Raw genomic sequence first — 21,543 nt, forward strand, 5'->3', positions numbered from 1 at the left:
GCGATGAACGCGCGGGGTGCCTGAGATGAGTGAAGACGACGACCGCGGGCGCACGGCCCACTTAGCCCCGTTCTCGCTGCGGGGGGCAGCTGTACTGGATCCTGCCGATCACCCTGGCCACGATGTCGCTGACCGTGTGGCTGCTGGCGAACCCGCAGTGGGGCGGCGACGTGGCCGCGATCGTGGTGATCCCGATCAACGTCGCGGCCGTGCTGGTGCCGCTGATGATGACCTACGGCGCCCGTGAGGCCAGGAACGACCCCGACAACCGGACCAGGATGCGGCGGCTGAAGATCGCGCTGGCGTTCACCTCGGCCGCGCTGCTGGTGGTGAGCCTCGTCTACTGGTTCAGCCGCGAGGAGGACCCGCACGACTACCTGTCCGGCGTGCTGCGGGTGGGCGTGCTGAAGGAGAGCTACCCCGGCTGGAACAACGTGCCGTTGACGGTGACCGAGAAGCTGCGCGCCGGCCGGGCGGACGGCACCCTGTTCGGCCGGCTGGAGCACGGTGGCGAGGTCCGCGCCGTCTGCTACCGCCGGCCGACCCACCGCCTGAGCCTCACCGTCCTCTCCCCCGAGCAGACCGACGGCCTCGCCGCGCACCTCGCCGACCTCGGCCTCCCCCTCACCGGCGTCACCGCGGTGGACGGCACCGCCACCGCTTTCGCCGAGGCGTGGCGGCGGCACGCGGGCGTGGCGCCGGTGCACGGCCAACCGGTCCGCCTCTACCGCCTCGGCACGCTCACCCCGCCGGAGCCGGTCCCGGCGGGCCGGGGGCGCGTCGCGGAGGCGCGTGACCGCGCACAGGTCATCCGCTGGTGCAGCGAGTTCGTCGCCGCCGTCGGCGAGGCGCCCTCCATGGACGCCGACACGTGGGCGGCCTCGCGGTACGCCGAGAAGCACTACACGTTCCGGGAGACCCCGGACGGCACTCCCGCCTCCATGGCCGGCTCGACGTCGATGATCGCCGGGATGGTCCGGGTCGATCCCGTCTACACCCCTGCCCACTTGCGGGGACGTGGCTACGCGAGCGCCGTCGCGGTCGAGGTGAGCCGGGCCGCGCTGACGGCGGGCGCGACGGACGTCGTGCTGTTCGCGGACCCGGCCAACGCCACCAGCAACGCCCTCTACCAGCGCATCGGCTACGTCCCGATCGCCGACTTCGCCTCCTACGAGTTCTCCGACGACGCCCCCTGAGCCGGGGCCGCTCAGGGCGCGCTCGGACCGGCCAACGCGGTGCGGGCGAGATCGCACAACCAGACGTGCGCCGGGTCGGTGTCGCAACGCAGCCGAGAGCAGGCCGTCGTCAACGCCGCTCCCGGCGCGGGCCTCGCGAAGCGACTCCAGGAAGCGCTACCCGACACGCGCGTCGTCAAGACCCTCAACACGATGCTGCTCCCGGCGATGACCGCGCCCGCCGCGCTCACCCGGCCGACCGCCTTCCTCTCCGGCCAGGACCCGCGGGCCACCGGAGCCGCGGTCCTGTTCGTGCCGCACGCGATCCGGTCGGAGCGGGTTCACGCCCTCCGCCGTCTCGATCACCCGCTGACCGTGCGCACGTCGCCGCGCTCGCCGTCCGAGAGGAACGACGCCAGTTCCCGCCCCTCGTCGACGGCGGCGTTGTGCTCGGCCCGTGAGAGGCGGCGCAGCGGGGTCACGACCACGGCGCCCGCCTCGACCGCCCACGTGGCGGCGACCCGACCGTCGACCAGGACGACGCGCGCGCCGGCGACCGACAGGCCGCGGTGGGCGTCGTCGACGATCCGGCCGCGGTCGTGGTAGCCGAGGATCGCGTTGTCGAACGCGGGCAGGAACCGCACCGGGGCGGGCGTGTCGGGGTCGGGGCGCGGCGCGTCCGGGAGGTCCAGCAGTTCCCGGCCGTGCTCGTCGCGGAAGGCGATCAGCTTCTCGCGGGTGGCGGCCACCGCGCCCGGGAGCCCGGCGAGGCCGGACCAGGCGCGCAGGTCGGCCACCGCGGCGGGGCCGAACCCGGCCAGGTAGCGCAGCACCAACGTCTCCCCGACCGGGTCGGCGCCGTCCGGTGCGGGCGGGTCGATCTCGCGCCCCAGCCACGATTCGAGCAACACCGTGCGCGCGCCCGCCTTCCTGCGCCACAAGCCGCGCGGTGGCAGCTGGACCGTCGGGAGGAGGGCGGCGATCCCCATCTCGCCCAACGCCCGCGGTCCGACGGCCGGCCAACGCGCGGCGAGCGTCCGGCCGAGTTCGGGCATCGTGCGCGGCTCGCCGTCCGCCAGCACGGTCCGTGCCGCAGCCGCGAGCTCGTCGAGGTCCACGCCCTCGAACTCGCGGCGGTAGACCCCCAGCACCCGTTGGCGCAGCATGGAGCTGTGACGGGCGCGCCACGCCGGCGCGTCGTCGGCGGTGACGAGGTGGACGGTGCGGCGCATGAGGTGGGTCCGCACCACGCGCCGTCCGGTCACCAGGTCGTCGAGCGCGGCCGGGTCGAAGGCGCGCAGCCGTGACCACAACCCGACGAACGGCTCCTGCGGTTCCTGCGCTTGCATGCCGCACAGGTGCGCCACGGCGTCGGACACCGGCAGATCGGCGCGATCGAGCAGCAGCTGCCGGGCGAGCGTCGCGCGGTTGAGCGCCTTGGTCTCCAGCACCGTCATCGTGGTGGTGTCCTGTCGGGTTCGGTCAGGGGGTGGGCGGGAGCGTGCCCCGCCCACCCCCTGGACGGAGTTCGGGTTACGCGTTGTGCTCGCTGACGACGTCGACGACCCAGACGACGCCGAACCGGTCCCGCAGCATGCCGTAGGCCGGGGCCCAACCCGCCGGGCCCATCGGGATCACGACGGTCGCCCCGTCGCAGAGCCGCTCCCAGTAGCCGGTGACCTCTTCGGCGGTCTCGCCGCGCACGGAGACGAAGAACGAGTTCTCGCCCTGGTCGTAGCCCATCCGCGAGGGCACGTCGTAGGCCATCACGTGGAAGCCGTTCCCGCCGAGCACCTGGCCCCACATCACGTGGTCGGCCTCGGACTCCTCTTGGACGTTGCCGGCGTCCTTGTACGTGACGACGGCGAGTTGACCGCCGAACACGGATCGGTAGAACTCCAGGGCGGCGCGGGCGTCGCCGCGGAAGTTCAGGTGGGCGGTGGTCGTGACGGACAAGGTCGTTCCTCATTTCGACTTGATGCCTGACTCGGGGCAACAGTCGCAGGGGTAGCGGCCAGATCGTGTCCTCTTCTCTCGGGCAGGATGAGGGACATGCCGAAGACCTCAGCACGGCTGCTGTCGCTGCTGTCGCTGTTGCAGGCGCGTCGGGACTGGCCGGGTGCGCTGTTGGCGCAGCGGTTGGGGGTCAGCCCGCGCACGGTGCGACGCGACGTCGACCGCTTGCGCGAGCTCGGCTACCCCATCGTGACCACCAAGGGGCCGGACGGTGGTTACCGGCTCGGTGCCGGCTCGCAGCTGCCACCACTGCTGTTCGACGACGAGCAGGCCGTCGCCCTGTCCGTGGCGCTGCGGATCGCCACCACCACGGGCGTCGGCATCGAGGAGGCGGCGGCGCGGGCGCTGAACACCGTCCGGCAGGTCATGCCCGCGCGGCTGCGCCACCGCGTCGACACCCTCCAGGTCACCGCGGTGGAACGGGCCGCGGCGCCGCAGGTCGGCGGCGACGTGCTGATGGCGATCAGTGGCGCCGTCCACGCCCGCGAGGTGCTGCGCTTCGACTACACCACCGCGGCCCCGCCCACCACCACGGCCCCACCGCGCCGGGTCGAACCGCACCACCTCGTCACCCGGGGCGGTCGCTGGTACCTGGTCGCGTGGGACCTCGACCGCGACGACTGGCGCACGTTCCGCGCCGACCGGATCACCCCGCGCACCCCCACCGGCCCCCGCTTCACCCCGCGCGACCTGCCCGCCGAGAACGTGGCCGCCTTCGTCGCCGCCAGGTTCTCCGGCTCCGACGGCTCCGGCGGTTGGCCCTGCCACGGCGAGGTGATCCTCGACCTTCCCGCCGCCGACGTGTCACCGTTCGTCCACGACGGCGTGGTCGAGGAACTCACCCCGAACCGCTGCCGCGTCACCGCGGGCTCCTGGTCGTGGCCGGCTTTGGCCGCCACCATCGGCCGGTTCGACGCCGACATCGAGGTCGTGGGGCCGACCGAGCTCAAGGACGCCTTCGCCCACCTGGCCCGCCGCTACGCCAGGGCGGCGACCTGAAGCGGTGGTCCACCGGCGCACGACGGCTCCGCGATCCCCGGATCGGCGCGCCGACGGTGTGCCCGCCCGCGCGCCGATCCCGATCGCGGCGGACCACCGCACGCGTTTCCACACTATTCGGAAACAAGCTCACCAATGTTCACGACGAGCTCACGGGAGTCCAACTCCTCCGACAGCCGGACAAGTCGCCGATGAAATTCCGCGCTAATCGGAAGTTCATCCTCGTAAATCCATGAGCACATGACGTGGAATGCCAGTCCGTACTCCCCGACCTTCAGGAAATCGCGCACATCGACGATGACCGAAGGGGCACTTATCGGCGATTCTTCGAGCAGCTTCTTGATCTCTGCGGCGTACTCCCCCGCTTCCACGCCTCCTCCATCCATCAGGGATTGTACGGAAAACCGGTCACGATCCGACCCGTGGCAGGCTCATAGATCACCCTGATACTAACCCCGCGGACCACTCCCTCGATCGCCCACTGCGCCGGATCGTTGTTCTTCGTGTACATGGTTCCGCGCACACCGGTCTGCTGCTTCCACACGCTGTTGGGGCTCGTCGCCACCTCGGCGACGCTGTCGAGGATCTCGTCCGTGTCCCAGTCATACGGGAAGACGGTCTTGTTCGGCTGACCCGGGAACTTGTGGCCGCCTCCCGTCTTGTCACCGTGGATGATGTGCAACTGCTCTTGCCCACCGATCAGGTCCCGGCCGACAGGACAGTTGCTGTTGTGCACCAGGACCGGTTCGGCGCCGGCCAGCACGTAGTACGTGTGGACCGTGTCCACGGTGAGGTCGTGGACGGTTTCCTGGCGGGCGTGGGACCGGACGGCGGTGATGGTCGGTGATGAACCGTCGGCGGCGGACAGGTGTTGGCCCGGCTCCAGGTCGCCCAGGTTGACGAATCGCTGTTCCTCGACGAGCCACACCGGGTGCCAGGACGTGCCCTCCACGGTGCCCTGCGAGCCGTCCTGCGCGGTGACGGTCAGTTCGACCAGCGCGTCGCCCTCGTCACCGTGGACGAACGTCGCGGTGACCTCCCGGTCGGTGGTTTCACCCGTCTCCGGGTCGGTGGCCTTCACCCGGTCGCCGACCTGCACCTCGGAGATCGGCTTGGTGGAGCCGTCCGCCATCAGCACCGACGTCTCGCCGACGAAGCTGTGGCACGCCTTCACCGCCGACTGCAGGGCCTCGCCCGCGATCTTGGCGCCCTTGAGGATCTTGCCCACGGGCAGGATCCCGGCGATCTCGATGGTGCAGCCGCCCGCGCTGGCGCCCGATCCGACGCACGCGGTCGGGTCGAAGATCAGTTTGCCCAGTTCCGCGAACGCCTCACCGGCCGTCGGCCCACCTTGGGAGACGAACGGTCCGCAGCCCGGTGTCTGGTCGTGCTCGCCGCACTGGTACTTGGTCGCGGTGACCGCGACGGTCTCCTCCCACCCGACCAGGGAGTCGCCGCCCTTGTCGAAGCAGAAGTTGGAACCGACCGCGGTGCACGGCGGGGTGTGCAGGATCCCCGTGTACTGCACGGTCGTCATCGTCAGCAGGTAGCCCGACAGGTCCGCGTTGTTGTCCGGGTTGATGAAGACGGTCCTGACCGGCCCGCAGACGACGTTCTCGATCGTCACGCTCGTGGTGCCGGACGAGTCGCCGGCGCCCGGCCCGCCGCGGTTGTTCCACGCGTCCTTCGCGGCGTCCGACGGCGGCGGGTCGCCGGGGATGCCGCCGCACCCCACGTTGTCCGGTCCGCAGTTGAAGATCAGGCCGGACGGGTCGCTGAACGTCGCCGGGCTGTTGTTGGCGTAGGCGTAGGCGTTGAGCCGCTGCGGATCGCTCGGCACCAGCAACGGGTCCACCGAGATGAACCGCCCGGTCGACGGTTCGTACTCGCGGGCGCCCAGGTGGGTCAGGCCGTTCGCGTCGTTCGTGCCCCCGACGAACCCGCGGTCGTTGGCCCACGCCACGGCCCCACCGCGCGCACCGCCGAACGGCAGCGCACGGCGCTTGCTCACCTTCATCGTGCCCGGCTGGACCGCGATCTGCGCGGTGCCCTGGTGGTCGGAGGCCAACCACGTCAGCCCACCCACGCCGGCCGCGGTGCGTTGGGCGACGACCCGGCCGCCGTGGCTGTAGTAGCGGGTGGCGGTCTTGGCCTTGGTGGTCTTGTCGAGCCTGATCTCCTGCGACCCCAGGTACAGCGTGACGCTGGTCGGGTCCTTGCGGAGCAGCCGTCCGCCGTCCGCGTCGTAGACGAACGACGTGATCGCGGCGCCCGCCTTGTCGGATGTGAGCCGGCCCTCGACGTCCCAGTCCAGCTCGTGCGCCGCCGGCTCGCCCGCGATGGCGCGGGTCTTGGTGTTGCCCGTCGCGTCGTAGGTGTAGGAGTCCTCGGTCGTCCCGTTCGGGCCGGTCGTGTCGACCGACTTCAGCGCGTGGGGCTGGGCCTGGCCCGGCCGCGGGTAGTGGTAGGTCCGGGTCACGTCGGCGGCCGTGCCGACGCCGTGCAGGACCTCGGACGTCCGGTTGCCGGTGACGTCGTACTCGTAGGTGTGCCAGTACGGCGCCGCGCCGCCCAGGGTGTCCTTCTTCGGCGCCGTGCCGCAGTCGCCGTTGCCGGGCGTCCACGCCTCGACCATCCGCAGGAGGTGGTCGTAGTCGAAGCACTGGTGGTCGGGTACCGCCCCGGTCGGGGCGTCGGAGATCCCGGTGAGGTTGCCGGCCGCGTCGTAGGTGTAGTCGACCTTGGCCTGCATCGGCGCCGGCACCTCGGCGTCCACGATCGAGGTCTTGAGCCTGCGGCTGCCGTCCTCGTAGTAGTTGGAGATCCACGCCCGCCGACCGACGGACCCCAGGGTGACCTGGGCGAACTCGCCGTAGCGGGTGTAGTCCGTGCTGGAGGCGACGAACACCGTGGTGGTGCCGTCGGCGCCGGAGGTCTGCTGCGGCAGGCCGAGGTCGTCGTAGGTGTGCATGACGGTCTCGGCGGCCAGGTTGCCCGCCTTGGGCAGGCCCTCCGCGGCGAGGCTGCCGTCGGGGTTGTAGCCGAACACGGTGGTGTAGGTGTCGGCCAGCCCCGCCTCGGAGGCGGGGATGACCACGTCGACGGCGCCCGGCTGGTAGAGCGGGTTGTAGTTGGGGATCTTGGTGGCGTAGGCGTTGCCGTCGCCGTCGTAACGGGTGGCCGCCGCGAGCATGCCCTTGCCCTTGTAGGCGGTGTCGTACTCCCACTTGGCCAGCAACCTGCCCGTCGGGCTGTCGCGGTGCAACGTCGTCCGGCGGCCGAGCACGTCGTAGCCGTGCACCAGCTTCTGGCCCAGCGAGTCCGTTGTGGACACCAGCTGACCGGCGGCGTCGTAGGTGGAGTAGCCGTCGCCCTTGTCCGGGTCCTTGGCGTGGACCATCCGGCCGCGCTGGTCGTAGGTCCACGACCAGGTGTTGCCCGCCGGGTCGACGGTCGTCGCGAGCTGACCGCCCACCGTGTAGGTGTACTTCGTCGTGTCGTGGTCGCCGGTGGGCGTGGAGCCCTTGTGCTGCCACATCTCCGCGGTGCGGCCGTAGGCGTCGTTGACGACCGTGGTGGCGGTGCCGCCGGGCGGCGGCGTGCGGTACACCCGGTCACCGCCGTAACCGGTGGTGGCACGCCACTTCTCGTCACCGGTCACGCGGAACACCGACGCGGTCGTGCGTCCCGCGCCGTCGTACTCGGTGGTGGTCATGCCCGGGACGGCGCTGTCGGCGGCCGTCCAGAGGTCGGTGTCCACCGCGCCCGAGTTGTAGTACGGCCGCGTCGACTTCCACGGCCTGCCGTGCGAGTCGTAGCGGGTGTCGGCCAGCAGCCGGCCACCGCCGACGGCAGGCGCCTGGGACTGCCGCGGGCGCAGCAGGCCGTCGTGGAGCACGACCGAGCTGGTGTACCTGCCGTTGGGGCCGATGGTCTTCGTCGTGACGGCGGTGGGAGCGTCGTTGCGCACCAGGTAGGTGAAGCTGGTGTTCGCGGTGTTGCTCGCCCGCGGCCGGTTCGGCAGCCAGCTGTCGGTCAACCGCCCGAGCGCGTCGTAGGCGCTCTCGCTGACCCGCAGGTTGGCGTCGGTCGCCTTGGTCGGCACGCCCCAGGCGGGCTCGAACTCGGTGGCCGTCTCGAACCCGGCGGGGTCGGTCATGACCACCTTGGTCACCGGACCGCCGGTGGACGGCGTGTAGGTGGTCTTCGTCGTCCGGTTCAGCGGGTCGGCCACGGTCAGAGGGCGGCCGTAGCCGTCGTACGTGGCGGTGCTGGTGGTGACGTAGACCGGACCCGACGCGGGGTGTTCAGCCAGCTGCTCGGTCCTGGTGATGTCGCCCTTGGTCGGCGCGACGCCGAAGTCCTGGCTGTCGTAGGACGTCCGCAGGTCGGAGAGGGCGTGGTCGGGGAACACCGGGGTCTTGTCGCAGGCGGCGCCGACGGTCTGCACCCGCGACGGCAGCGCCAGCACCCAGGCGCCGGTGTTGCGGACGTAGGTGGTGGTGCTGCACTTGGCGTCCTCGGGCTTGGCCAGGTCGGCGACCCGGTTGACCTTCGTGGGCAGCCCGACGTCGTCGAACTCGTTGTCGGTCCGGCTCACGCGCCAACCCCGGCCGCCGTCCAGCGCGGTGTAGGACTTGGTGGTGGTCGTGCCGGTCCAGTACGCCTTCAGCCCCGCCCTGGTCGCCGTCGGGCCGCGCCAGGAGGGCCACGACAGGGTCCTGCCGATCGGGACGCCGCCGTCGCCGTCGCCGTCGAACGACGTCTGCTCGAACGGGTAGCCCGCCAACCAGTCCTCGTCCACGCGCGCGTTGCCCTCGGAGTCGGTCAGCGTCACCGGGCGCGACCCGTTGCCGGGCAGGGTGTCCGCGTGCATGCCGCGGTGGAAGCGCTGCTCGGACAACGTCTTCGGGCTGTCCTTGCCGTCGCCGCGGCGGACCCGCACGCGGCCGAAACCGCGGAACTCGTTCCAGGTCTTCTTGTCCGGCGGGGTGAACTCCGAGGTGTCGTAGTGCCAGGCCGCGCCGTCGAGGTACTCGTAGGCGGTCACGTCGCCGACCGAACTGCCGTAGCGGTCGAGCTGGGTGACGGTGTCGACCACGTACTTGTGGAAGTAGTCGACCCGCGGGTCGTAACCGACGCCCGGCACCCAGCGCACCGGGAAGCAGCGCGAGGTGTTGTGCTCGGGGTGCGCCTCGTCGGGCATCGACGAGCCCCACGCGCAGTCCGGGTCCGCGTAGTGCACGTCGACCACGCCGCCGGACTCCGACACGATGCCGGTCACCCGGTAGCGCAGCAGCGGGGCATAGCCGTCGGCCGTGGGTCCCTTGACCCGGTTGGCCATCGCCCGGCCCTCGAAGGTCACCTGGGGCAGCTCGATGCTGCCTCCGACCAGACCGGTGTGCCTCACCCCCTTGAGCCACAGCGACGCCTTGCCTCCGTCTCCCGGGTCGGGGAACTGGTGGTCCAGCTTCCAGGAGTCGACGTCGGCCAGGCCGTTCGGCCTGCGCACCTGGGTCCGCACGGTGTCGAGCCGCTTGGTGGAGAAGAACGAGGGCGAGTACTTCTTCGTGCACGGCGCCGCTTCGCAGGTGGAGTCCCACGGCACGTCCGGCCAGTTCTCCGGGTGCGCCCGGTCGCAGGCGGTGGCGCCGGGGACGCAGCGGTCGGCGACGTCGAACACGACCCGACCGACCGCCTCGCCGGCGACGCCGTCGCGCAGGCCGTAGTCGATGCGCTCCAGGGTGCCGCCGCGGACGTAGGACACCGGCGTGTCCTTCAGGTTGAACCCGTAGTTGTCGGTCTCGGGCGTGTAGTAGTAGCGGACCACGTTGCCGTGCCGGTCGACGACCTTGTCCAGGTTCCACCGCCACGCCTGGGTGCACGAGGAGCTGTCGAAGTCGGCGCCGTGGCACGGCTCGCCGGGGTTGGCCCCGAACACGGGCACCGTCCACGTGGACCGCGAGTCCTGCTGCGAGCCGAAGAAGTACTGGGTGCCGTCGACCGTGGTGATCTTCCAGTGCTCACCGCCCTGCGCGCCGTTGTCCGCGCCGGGCAGCTTCTCCACCCGCGAGCCGTCGTCGCCCTTGGGCCGCCACGCCCCGCTCGCGTCGTCCCGGATCAGCGGACCGGCCGAACCGTTGTAGGAGGCGTTGGCGTTGTCGCTGCGCCAGCACAGGTCGCCGGTCTTCTTCCCGCTGTGGTTGGCGTCGTCCGCGCAACTGCCGTAGGTCCGCTCCACGAAGCCCGGCGTGAGGTCCCAGCCGTCACCGACCCACGACGCCTGGTTGTTGGTGCTGCTGGTGCGCCCGTCCACGGCGGAGGACGAGTACGACAGGGCCAGCTTGGGCTCGAGCCCGCCCGGCACCGGCGGCACGCGGAACGGGTAGGACCAGCTGAAGGTGCCCGTGTAAGCGGAAACCGACCACGACGCCGACGCCGACAACGACGTGGCCTGCGTGTTGCCCGCACCCGGCAGGGAGCTGCCCTGCCCGGCGGGTTGATCGCCCCGCAGGGCGCTGGTCGTCGCCTGGTCCGGCGGGCGCGGCTCCTGCGTCTCCCTGGTCACCGAGGTCGACGGCGTGTCGGGCAGGGGCACCGACGGGCCGCCGGCGGCGTTCGCGGCGGACGGCACGACCGCCTGCGCCGCGGTCACGAGCATCAGAGCGGAAATCGCGACGGCTGTCCGTCGCAGGGCGGGACGAGCCGATCTGCCGTGTCGCACGACGTCCTCCAGAACGTGCGGGAACCACAAGGGTGTCCGAAGCGGGGGCGGATCCCGTTCCCGTGCGCCGGGAACGGGATCCGACGGGGTCAGAGGCTGGACAGCGCGTAGCCGAGCTGCTTCTCCGGCAGGACGCCCGCGCCTTCGCAGGTGTCGCTGCGGGTGGTCATGTGGCCGCCGTAGGGCAGCAGGCACCGGTACAGCGCGTGGCTGGACTGGCCGGCCGGCGCCTCGGTCCACACGTAACCCAGCCGTGCCACCAACTGCGCCCCTTCGCACGCCGCGTCGAGCGAGCTGAACTCGTCACGGCCGCGCAAGCAGCTGAACAGCGGCTGGGTGCCCGGCTGCTGCGTCATCGCCACCAGACCACGCGTGCTCTCGGCCCGGTAACCCGGATAACCGCCGTGCACGGTCGCCTGGTGGTGACCGGTGTACGGGTCGAAGTACCGCCTCAGCGGCGCGTAGGCGATGGTGTGCCCGATCAGCCCCTCGTTCACGACGCCCGGCACGCCGTCGCACGCCGCGTCGTTGGACTCGAAGTGGTCGCGGCCGGCGCGGCACCGGTGCACCGGCAACGTCGGCACCCCGGACGGGGGCGTGAGGTCGTACACCGTGCCCGCCACACCGAGCTTCACCTGCCCCTCGCAGTCCTCCTGGAGCGACGTGAACTCGTCGACGCCGAGGAACAGGCACGCGTACAACGTCCTGGTGCCCGACACCGAACCCGTCGGCTGCAGGCCGAGGGGCGTTTGGAACCGATAACCCGCCGGTACCTCCGCGAAGGGGGCGGTGTGGCTCCCGGCGTCGCCGGCGGTGTAGCGGTCGCCCGCCGCGTTGACGAACCGGCCCAGCTGCCCGCCGAGCGGCAGCGGGTAGGACGAGCGCTGCTGGATCTCGTCGACCGGCGTGACGCCGAGGGCGACCCTCACGTCGCTGACGGCGCCCGCGAAGAAGTCCGCGGCCTGGCCCTGCCGCTTGCCCCGGCCGACCGTCAGCACGCCGGCCTGCCAGCCGACCGCGCCGTCGCGCACCCCGGCGAGCCGGCCGTCGACGTAGAGCCGCAGCTGGCGTGCCCCGTGGTCGTACACGCCGACCAGGTGCGTCCACGCGCCCACCACCGGTGGCTGGTCGGACACCGCGGACACCGAGGCCGCCGCGTCGTCGTCGCGTTCGGGGATCGCGAACACCCAGCGGTCGAGCTCGGCGCGGTACTGGAGCACGAAACCGCTCATCCGCTTCCCGTCCTGGGCGAACGCCGTGCCGGTCTTGGCCTTGCCGTCCAGCCTGACCCACGCCGACACCGTCCGGCTGTCGAGGTGGTTGCCCGCGCCGTCGGCCGCGACGCCGGCGCCGTCCACGCCGTTGAACTTCAGCGCACCGCCGATCGGCCCCTTCGCCCAGGTCGTCCCGCCGGTCAGCGTGAAGTCGTTCTTCCGGTAGGACACGTCCTTGGCCGTCGTGCCGGTCGCGTCGTCCATCGGCCAGTACCCGACGCCCGCGGGCGGCACGTCGTCGTGCACCGCGCGCACCTCCGCGTCCGTCAGCACCCCGCCGAAGGTGCGGACGTCGTCCACCGCGCCGTTGAAGAAGTCGACGTGCAGGCCGTCGCGCTTGGCCCGGCCGACGCTCAGCGGCCCGTCGGCGGCGTTGAGCGTGACACCGGACTTGGCGCCGACCACCTGGCCGTTGACGTACAGCTTCAGCTGGTGCGCCGTCGCGTCGTAGACCAGGCCCAGGTGCGCCCAGCTGTCGCGCGGGGTCGCCACCGACGAGGTGAGCGTGGCGACGGTGGCGTTGTCGGCGCCGGGCGCCGCCACCACCCACCGGTCCACGCCGCCCACGTCGAAGTACAGCTGGAACGAGCTGACCCGATCACCGTCCTGGGCCAGGAACGTCCGGCGCTGCGCGCCCACACCGCTGCGGTAGACCCACCCGGTCACCGAGAAGCTCTGATCGGTGTGCACCGGTGGCCGCGCGGTCCGGGCGTGGGCCCCCACCGCGCCGTCCAGCCAGACGCCGGTCGTGCCCCGGCCGCCGTGCCACCTGGTGCCGGTGAGGGTCATGTCGTTGTCACCCACCGAGTCCCCGGCCACCGAACCGGTGTTCTCGTCGAACGTCCACCGGCCGGCCGGGACGGGCACCTCCGCCGGCGGGTCCTGCGCGGGGTAGGAGGCGACCAGCGCGGTGACCCGACCCGGGTCCAGCGTCCCGGTGTAGACCCGGACGTCGTCCACCTTGCCCGGCCAGTACCGCTGGTGGGAGCCGTCGACGGCGCCACGGCCGACTTGCAGGCCGCCCGAGGAGTTCCACGGCGTGTTCAGGGTGCCGTCGCCGACCCTCGCCCCGTTGACGTAGAGCCACACCTTGCCGATCGAGGCGTCGTACACGCCGGTCAGGTGCACCCAGGTGTTGATCTCCGTCGGCAGCGTCGACACCGCGGCCGTGGTGACCACGCCACCGTTGGCAGCCGACTCCGGCATGCTGAAGAACCAGTGCCCGTGGGTGCGCGTGTCGGGGTCGTACTCGTGCCCGAGCTGGAACTTCCCGTTCCGCTCGCCGTCCAGGCCGACCGCGGTGCGGATCGACCCGTACGGCCCCTTGTCGTTGAGCCACACCCACGACGACACGGTGAAGCTGGTGTCGACGCGCAGGTCGACGCCGGTGGTCGACACCGCGCCGGACACCCCGTTGAACACCGCGGCGTTGCCCGTCCGGCCGGGACCGAACGACGTTCCGCCGACCGGCGTGCCCGCCCGGCCGCCGACCGCGTCGCCTGCGTTGTCGTCGAAGCGCCAGTTGTGCACCAACGACAGGTCGCGGCCCGCGAGCTGGGCCGCTTCACCGGCGAAGATCGACCGGCTGTACACCCGCACGTCGCCGATCGCGCCGGGGAAGTAGTGCGCGGACTCGTCGTTCCACCTGCCCCGGCCGATCTGCAGCCCACCGGCCGCGTCGAACGCCGTCCGGTGCGCCGCGGAACCCGCCGACACCCCGTTGACGTACAACTCGATCTGCCCGGCCCGCGCGTCGTAGACGCCGACCAGGTGCGTCCACTGGTCCTTCTGCGCGGACCCCGGCGAAGCGACCCGGTCCGGCGTCGGTTGGCCGGCCAGGTCGGCGGGCATCGCCGCGAACGACCAGCGCCCGTCGGGCGTGGTCTGGAGGAAGAAGGCGGAGACGTGTCCGCCGTCCTGCGACACGACGGTGCTGGTCTCACCCACCCGGTCGAGCTTCACCCACGCGGCGACCGAGAAGCTCTCGTCCGTCTTCACCGTGCGGGGCGCCGACACGAAGTCGGTCCGGCCGTTGAGGCTGAGCGCGAGGTTCTTCGGGTCGGGGTTGGCCGAGTAGCCGCCCGCGGTGTAGCCGGGGGTGCCGGAGGGCGTCCCGTTGCGGCCGCGACCCGAGCTGTCCATCGTGTTGCCGTGGAGCTTCCACCAGCCCTCGGTCACGTTCGACTGCGCGACGATGGCCTCCACCTCCGCCACGGACAACGCCCTGCTGTAGACCCGCAGCTCGTCGACGTTCCCGCGGAACGGGTTCGCGCACTCCTGTCCCGCCCACTTGGCGCATCCCACCTGGAGCGGTCCGGCGGCGTTCCACGACCCGGCCGCGTGCGCGGCCGTGCCCGCGGGCCGACCGTCGACGTAGAGCCGCAGTTGCCCGGTCGCGGCGTCGAAGACCCCCGCGACGTGCGTCCACACGTCGACCTGCGCCTCGACCGTCGACAGGACCCGGTCAGCGGTCTCGGCCGCGGCGTCCGTCTTGGGCATCGCGAACTCCCACCGGCCGCCGTCGGCCGGCTGGTACCGCAGGGTGAACCCGGAGGTGGCGGCGCCGTCCTGGCCGACGACCGCGCGCACGGCGTCCTTGCCGTCCTTGTCGACCTTCACCCACGCCGCCACCGACAGTGCCGTGTCGGTGCGCACCACCGGACCGCTGCTGAACGCGTGCACACCGCCGCCGTCGAAGTGGACACCGCCGCCGATCGCGCCGTCCGAGGTGAACGCGTTGCCTGCGCTGAGCACCAGCGCCTGGCCGCCCGCCGAGTTGCCCGCCGTCGAACCGGCGCCCTCGTCGAACGTCCAGTGCCCCGCCCGCACGTCCGCGTGGGCGACCTGGCTCCGGATCGTGGCGGTGTCGAGAACCCGGTCGTACAGGCCGACGTCGTCGATCGCACCGGGGAAGTACCCGGTGACCTCGTCGTCGGCCTTGGCGCTGCCGATCCGCAGCCCCGCGGTGGCGTTGAAGGCCGGTGGGCGGACGTGGGTCCCGGCCTGCTCTCCGTTGACGTACAGGTACGCCCGGCGCGTGGCGCTGTCGTACACGCCCGCCAGGTGCGTCCACGCGTCCTCCTGCGCGGGCTGTGCGGAGATGGCCGCGGTCGAGGTGGCGGTCGCGGTGTCCGACGTGGTCAGGGAGAACGCCCAGCGGCCGTCCGCCAGCACGCCCAGGCGGAAGCCGCTGGTGTGCACGCCGTCCTCGGCCACGACGGTCCCGTCGGCGCCGACCTGGTCCAACCTCGCCCACGCCGACACCGAGAAGCTCTTGTCCGTGTCGACCGACGACGCCGCGGTCACGGTGCGGGTCGTGCCGTTGAGCTGGATCGCCGAACCGACCGCGCCGGGCACGTAGGTCGGCTCGCCGACGGCCGTGCCGTGGCGGTCGCCCAGGTAGGCGTCGTCCTCCGCGTTGCCCTCGAACGAGTAGTGCGCGCGCGGACCGTTGCCCGCCCGGACGTAGACCCGGTACTCCTTCGTGTCGCTCGGCTTGCCGCCGCGGTTCACCGCCTGCACGTACAGCGTCTGCGGTCCGTCGTGCTCCGGGGCCAACCGCACGGTCGCCGGGCCGCCGAGCGACTGCGCCTCTGCCTTCTTCGTCGGTGGGAACTGCCAGCCGTACAGGTAGTGGTCGATGTTGCCGGACCCGGGTTCTCCGGTGGAGTACGGGCGGCTGAAGGTGAAGTCGCCGAGCACGCCGACTCCGCCGTGCCACTGGTTGTCGTCGCGGTACAGCGCGCCCTCGACCGCCGGCGTGACCGGCTTGGCCCGTTCCACCCCGAACGGGCCCGGCCCGTTGGCGGTCGGCCCGTCGGCCGTGGCGTCGTTGCCGCGCACCGTCCAGGAGACCTGCCGGCCGTCGCGCCCGACCAGGCTGACGTTCTCGCTGAACCAGTTGTTCGAGCCCAGGTAGCCGCCCACCCGGTCGTTCGCCTCGCCGCTGACGCGCCACACCGGCTTGAGCGAGTCGCTGTCCGGGTCGGTCAACCGCGCCTGGAGGGTCACGCTGTCCGTGGCCAGGTAGGGGATCCCGTCACACCACCGGCACGGCGCCGGCAGCGGCGGGTCGGTCCGCAGCTCCGCCGGCGCGTCCGGCTTGCGGTTGTAGTTCACCGACAGCTTCACGCCGGCCGAGTCGTACTTGCGCCAGGAACCGTTGCCGCCCAACACCTTGTCGGCCGCCTTGAGCAGGTACTGCGAGGGGCCGGTGGTGTTGACCGTGGTGGTGTTGAACCACGCCTCGGAGTACGTGCAACCGCGGTGCACGGCGGGGATGCCGTCGTTCGACACCAGGTAGCCCTTTGGCGGGTCGAAGGTCAGGGCGTCGAAGGACTGGTCCATCGCCCACATCTCGTGCGTCGTGGTCGCGCCGCCGCAACCGGCGTAGCTCCACACCGTCGGCGCCTTCAGCGTCGCGCTGATGATGTCCGCGCCGGCCAGCGGCGCGGTGTCGAACTGGAAGTACGACCGCGTGTTCCAGTTCCCGTCGTCGGTGTGCCCGACCTTCGCCGGACGGCCCGTCCAACTGCCGTCGGACATCGTCTCCTCGTCGTTGGCGTTGCCCACGTAGACCTGACCGGTCCGCTCGTAGCCGACCGCCCACCGGGCCGGGCCGGGCGTGTACCAGCCCGGGTCGACGACCACCGGGTAGCTGGTCAGCGGATCGGCCAGGAGCGCCTGGTCCGGGACCAGCACCAGGCCCGAGCCGTCCTTGCGCACGGCGACGGCGGCCTCGCGGCGGTGGTTCGCAGGGTCGGCGCGGTCCGCCGCCCGCGGCTGCGGCCGGTCCTTGGGCGGCAGGGGAACCTGCGGGCTGTCCCACATCAGCGACCGCTGCGCGGCGAACACCGCAGCGCCCGCGGTGTCGACCAGCTCGACCGCGCCGTCGTCGTGCACCCGCAGGTCGAGCCCGTCCGCCTTGGCGTCCATGCGGATCCCCGCCAGCGCCGGGTTCTTCGCGGCGTCGCGGTTCTTGATCACGAGGTGCTGGGTGAACCCGTCCGCGGTGGCCCGCATCCGGAGGTCGACGCCGGGCAGCACCTCGCGGTAGGTCGCCAGGCTGCCTTCGAGCACCGGTTCCGGCAGCTCACCGGGCCACGACCAGTCCATCGCCCGGCCGCCGCGGGACAACCGGGCCAACGGCCCCCGCCCGCCGGCGGACAGAGTCACGCCGGCCGTCGTCGACCTGGCGGCGATCGAGCCGTCCGACCGGACCTCCAGGGTGGTGTCCACGGGCGCCCACGCCGCGCCGTTCCACACCCGGACGGGTCCGGGGCTGAACTCGGCGGTGTGCACCCCGTTCGGCTCGACGAACACCGTGCTCGTCTCGGTGCGCTGACCCGTGACCTCGACCCGGCTGCCCTGGGCGCGCGCCGCCTCGACGGCCTCGGCTTCGGTAGCGGCCTCGGTCACCGGCGCGGCGGGCGGCGGGGTGGCCGGCGCCGCGTAGGCGACCCCGGCGGTCACGGGCACGGCCAACGACACGACCGTCAAACCGGCGAGCAACAGGGGCGCGGCGCGCAAAAACGCACACCGCGCCGCAAAGCGACGCACCACGGAGGGCCCCCTCATGAGCAACCAACGCGGTCACCACCGACACGCGCCGCTGAAGCAGGGGAAGTGTCTGCTCGGAACCCCGTTCTCGGCAAGGCTTCGCACTTCGCACGGCCAAGACGAGCGTCACACCGGGCAAGAGCTTCCTAATCCCGTCGGCATGGGATACCGCGTGCCGTGCGCGTTGCAGACGATCGGAGGTTCTCCCGGCGCGCCGAACCTCCTAACGTCGGAGGCGATCGGAAAACCCTGCTCCCGGCCGCGTGCCTGCGGTCCGGGATTTCCGGGAGGAGTGCGACTCCGATGAAGATCTTGCGCATGACGGGGCTGGCGGTGCTGATCGCCTCCATGGTCGCGTTGTCCATGACGGCGGCCTCCGCGCACGACCCCGACACCCCTGAGGGACAGGCCGCGGTCCGCGCCTTCCTCACCGACCACCTCCCCGCCGACCGGCACGCCGTGGTCGGCGCCGCCGCCGGCGTGCCGTGCGTGAACGGCAAGGCCGACATCTACCCCTGCAAGAACGTGGACCTGCTCAGCGTGCTGCCGCTCGCCTCCATCGGTGGCGGCAACGGCAACGACATCTGGGGCTGGACCGACCCGTCCTCCGGCAAGGAGTACGCGATCGTCGGCCGCACGAACGGCACCGCGTTCGTCGACGTGAGCACGCCCACCTCACCGAGGTACCTGGGCAACCTGCCGTCCAACGGCGGCAGCAGCAGTTGGCGCGACATGAAGGTGTACCGCGACCACGCGTTCATCGTGGCCGACGCCATCAGCGGCCACGGGATGCAGGTCTTCGACCTGACCAGGCTCCGGGCCGTCACCACGCCGCAGACGTTCGCCGCGGACGCGTTGTACAAGGGCTTCGGCCCGGCGCACAACATCGCCATCAACGAGGAGACCGGCTACGCCTACGCGATCGGTTCCAACACGTGCCGCGGCGGGCCGCACACCGTCGACATCCGGACGCCGAAGTCACCGACCCAGGCCGGGTGCGTGTCCCAGGACGGCTACACCCACGACACCCAGTGCGTCGTCTACCGCGGCCCGGACCAGGCCTACCGCGGCCGGGAGATCTGCTTCAACTCCAACGAGGACACGCTGACCATCGTCGACGTGACCACCAAGTCCGCGCCGGTGCAGCTCGCCCGCACCGCCTACTCCGGCGCGCAGTACTCGCACCAGGGGTGGCTGACCGAGGACCAGCGGTACTTCCTGCTGGACGACGAGCTGGACGAGTCGCGCAGCACCGACAAGCGCACCAAGACCTACATCTGGGACCTGGCGAGGCTTTCCTCGCCCGTGCACACCGGCACCTACAGCTCGCCGGCCACCGCCATCGACCACAACCAGTACGTCAAGGGCAGGTACTCCTACCAAGCGAACTACCAGGCGGGCCTGCGCATCCTGGACGTCGGCCAGGTCGCCTCGGCCCGGCTGACCGAGGTCGGGTACTTCGACATCTACCCGGCCGGCGACGCGGCGCGGTTCAACGGGGCGTGGAGCAACTACCCCTACTTCGCCAGCGGCATCGTCCTGGTCAACGGCATCGAGCAGGGCTTGGTCGTGGTCAAGCCCAACCTCGGCTGACGGCGGCGACCGGCTCGACGCCTGACGCCTCCAGTCCCGACTTGCCCTTCCCCGTGCGCGGCCACCGGTCGCGCACGGGGCCGGCCGTCCCGCCGGACGTGAGGAGTGATGATGCGCAACCTGCGCCTCACCGACTGGGTGTTCGTCGTCCTGGCCGTCGCGATCGTGGTGGCCGGCGCGCTGGCGCTGGTCCGGACCTCGCCCGACCCCGCGCACTCGGCGCACCGACGAACAGCCGACCTGGTCCCCGCCGCGCACAGCGACGGCCTGTCGGAAGCCGAGAGCGGCTACCGGTTCGAGCGGGTCGCCGTGCCGTCGACGCGAGGCCCGGCCGTGCCGGTCGCGTTCCGGATCCTCGGACCGGACGGCCGGGCGCGGACGCGCTTCCTGGACAACCAGACCAAGCAGTTGCACTTCTTCGTCATCCGCGACGACCTGCACGTCTTCCAGCACCTGCACCCGACCCTGGTCGGCGACACGTGGCACGTCGACGTCCGGCTGGACGACGGCGGCGCGTACCGCATGTTCGCCGAGTTCGTCCCGCTCGACACCCGGGACCCCCGGCACCCGGTGGTGCTCGGCGTCCCGTTCAGCGTGCCGGGTGACACCACCCTGGTCCCCGTGCCCGCGCCCGCAGCCGTCGCGGTGACCGCCACCGGGTTCACCGTGACGCGGGTGGACGAGCCGGCCCAGCCCACCCCGATGCGGCCCCAGGAGCTGCGCTTCGCCATCCGCGCCCCCGACGGCTCACCGGTCCGCACGCTCGAACCGCACCTGGGCTCCTACGGGCACGTGACCGGCTTCCACACGATGCTGCTGTCAGCCACCCACCTGCACCCGGTCCAGCCCTTGGGCGTGCCGCTGGTCGACGGCGAGCTGACGTTCCAGGCGACGTTCGCCGACCGCGGCGAGCACCGGCTGTTCCTGGAGTTCGCGCACGGCGGCGCCGTGCACACCGCCGCGATCACGGTGGCCGTGGCCTGATTCGGGCTGCGAGCAGAAGGCGAGGTCGAACGTGTGCAGCATGCGCGTCATGGCCGCGCCACCGGTCAGCGCGGTGATGTAAACCGTTGCCGCACGGCCCGAGCCGTCCCGACCGCTGACGTTCGCACCGCCGCCGCCGGCCAGGTCGCCCCCGTGCGCCCAGACGTGGCCACCGCACGTGAGCGGCAGTCTGGCCAGGCCGAGGCCGTACTCCACGTCCGGTCCCAGATCCGGAGCCGGGACGGCGGTGCGCATCTCGACCAGTGCCCAGCCCGGCAGCAGCCGGCCACCGAGCAGCTCCTGCCAGAACCGGTTGAGATCCGACGGGGTGGACACCATCGCGCCGGACGCGCCCGCCCACGACGGCTCGAACGCGGTGACGTCGACGAGCGGCCCGGTCGGGTCGGCCTCGTCCACGGTGTAGTTGTGGGCGTGCGTGCCGCGGATGTGCCGCTCACCGGCCGGCGGCCAGTACGTGTCCGACAGGCGGGCGGGCCGGATCACCAGCTCGGTCACGGCCGTGCCGATGTCCCTGTGCGTCAGCCGCTCCACCATCATGCCGATGACGAGGTAGCCGGTGTTCGAGTACTGCCGGCCCTTGCCCGGTGCGAAGTCCGGCTCGTGGGACAGCGCGAGGCGGACCAGCTCGGCCGCCCCGACCGGCTCCTCCGACCCGCCGGGGCCCACGAGGGGAACGTAGTCCGGCAGCCCGCTGGTGTTCTGCAGCAGTTGGCGCACCGTGATGTGGCGGCCGTCGATCCCGCTCCCCTTCCCGGTGCCGCGCACCACTCCGGGCAGGTACGTCTCGATCGGCGCGTCGAGCCGGACCTGGTGCCGGGCGACCAACCGCAGCACGGCGACCGCGGTGAACGTCTTGGTCACGCTGGCGATCCGGAACCGGCCGTGGCCGTCGACCATCGGCAGGCCGGTGCCCGACTCGGCCGTGCCGGACGTGACCGTGACCGACCCGCCACGCCGGTCGCGCACCTCGGCCAGCGCACCGGGAACGCGGTCGGCGCCGGTCATCAGGTCGAGCTCGGCCCTGATGGCCGCGACATCGGTGATCGGAGCACGCTCGGCGGCGGCCGGTGCGGACGACGCGGCGACCGACGCGACCGCGGCGACGACCACCGCGGCGTGGCGGAATCGCCATGGCTTGATTCGCATGGATCAAGCCTGTGGCGTGGCCCGGGTGTGCGGCAATGGAGGCTGCACCAGG

General features: G+C 71.8%; 9 protein-coding genes and 1 pseudogene. 4 read left to right on the top strand and 6 right to left on the bottom strand.

Going from position 1 to position 21,543, the window contains the following annotated elements; genetic code table 11:
• Positions 1-122: 122 nt before the first annotated feature.
• A complete protein-coding gene (locus AB0H12_RS04365) occupies positions 123-1,196 on the top strand; it encodes a GNAT family N-acetyltransferase (protein WP_499620737.1) in 1,074 nt (357 codons plus the stop codon).
• Positions 1,197-1,537: 341 nt separating this feature from the next.
• Here the strand turns inward: AB0H12_RS04365 and AB0H12_RS04370 are convergent, their stop codons facing one another.
• Positions 1,538-2,632 carry a winged helix DNA-binding domain-containing protein gene (locus AB0H12_RS04370; protein WP_499620739.1) on the bottom strand — a complete coding sequence of 365 codons (1,095 nt, stop codon included), beginning with the start codon at positions 2,630-2,632 and terminating at the stop codon, positions 1,538-1,540.
• 76 nt (positions 2,633-2,708) lie between these two features.
• The gene (locus tag AB0H12_RS04375; RefSeq protein WP_499620740.1) at positions 2,709-3,131 is read right to left on the bottom strand and encodes a VOC family protein; all 423 of its coding nucleotides are present in this window, start codon (positions 3,129-3,131) and stop codon (positions 2,709-2,711) included.
• Positions 3,132-3,227: 96 nt separating this feature from the next.
• Here AB0H12_RS04375 and AB0H12_RS04380 point away from each other — a divergent pair, with 96 nt between their 5' ends.
• Positions 3,228-4,190, top strand: coding sequence for a helix-turn-helix transcriptional regulator (locus AB0H12_RS04380; RefSeq protein WP_499620741.1), 963 nt, complete (start codon positions 3,228-3,230; stop codon positions 4,188-4,190).
• 113 nt (positions 4,191-4,303) lie between these two features.
• Here AB0H12_RS04380 and AB0H12_RS04385 read toward each other — a convergent pair whose 3' ends face one another.
• The 3 genes from AB0H12_RS04385 to AB0H12_RS04395 form a co-directional block, all read right to left on the bottom strand.
• Positions 4,304-4,561, bottom strand: a complete 258-nt coding sequence (locus AB0H12_RS04385; RefSeq protein WP_499620742.1) for a MafI family immunity protein — start codon at positions 4,559-4,561, stop codon at positions 4,304-4,306.
• A gap of 14 nt (positions 4,562-4,575) precedes the next feature.
• Entirely contained in the window at positions 4,576-10,851 is a 6,276-nt protein-coding gene (locus AB0H12_RS04390; RefSeq protein ID WP_499620743.1) for a polymorphic toxin-type HINT domain-containing protein, read from the bottom strand.
• Positions 10,852-11,003: 152 nt separating this feature from the next.
• Positions 11,004-17,717: a LamG-like jellyroll fold domain-containing protein gene (locus AB0H12_RS04395; protein WP_499620744.1), complete on the bottom strand. Its 6,714-nt coding sequence runs from the start codon at positions 17,715-17,717 to the stop codon at positions 11,004-11,006.
• 333 nt (positions 17,718-18,050) lie between these two features.
• Between AB0H12_RS04395 and AB0H12_RS04400 the strand changes: the two genes are divergently transcribed.
• Entirely contained in the window at positions 18,051-19,340 is a 1,290-nt protein-coding gene (locus AB0H12_RS04400; RefSeq protein WP_499620746.1) for a choice-of-anchor B family protein, read from the top strand.
• Positions 19,341-19,451: 111 nt separating this feature from the next.
• Complete coding sequence (locus AB0H12_RS04405) at positions 19,452-20,324, top strand: DUF8832 domain-containing protein (protein WP_499620748.1); 873 nt, start codon at positions 19,452-19,454, stop codon at positions 20,322-20,324.
• 72 nt (positions 20,325-20,396) lie between these two features.
• On the opposite strand, the pseudogene AB0H12_RS04410 reads toward AB0H12_RS04405, so the two are convergent.
• Positions 20,397-21,491 (bottom strand): annotated as a pseudogene (locus AB0H12_RS04410) (serine hydrolase domain-containing protein); the annotation flags it as partial.
• Between the last annotated feature and the right edge of the window lie 52 nt (positions 21,492-21,543).

Source organism: Actinosynnema sp. NPDC023794 (assembly GCF_040639675.1).
GTDB lineage: Bacteria > Actinomycetota > Actinomycetes > Mycobacteriales > Pseudonocardiaceae > Actinosynnema > Actinosynnema luteola.

What these genes read in the sequence shown, in the direction of transcription:
- AB0H12_RS04400 (WP_499620746.1), top strand. Translation starts at nt 18,051, where the DNA reads ATGAAGATCTTGCGCATGACGGGGCTGGCGGTGCTGATCGCCTCCATG.
- AB0H12_RS04390 (WP_499620743.1), bottom strand. Translation starts at nt 10,851, where the DNA reads ATGCTCGTGACCGCGGCGCAGGCGGTCGTGCCGTCCGCCGCGAACGCC.
- AB0H12_RS04380 (WP_499620741.1), top strand. Translation starts at nt 3,228, where the DNA reads ATGCCGAAGACCTCAGCACGGCTGCTGTCGCTGCTGTCGCTGTTGCAG.
- AB0H12_RS04370 (WP_499620739.1), bottom strand. Translation starts at nt 2,632, where the DNA reads ATGACGGTGCTGGAGACCAAGGCGCTCAACCGCGCGACGCTCGCCCGG.
- AB0H12_RS04365 (WP_499620737.1), top strand. Translation starts at nt 123, where the DNA reads ATGTCGCTGACCGTGTGGCTGCTGGCGAACCCGCAGTGGGGCGGCGAC.
- AB0H12_RS04405 (WP_499620748.1), top strand. Translation starts at nt 19,452, where the DNA reads ATGCGCAACCTGCGCCTCACCGACTGGGTGTTCGTCGTCCTGGCCGTC.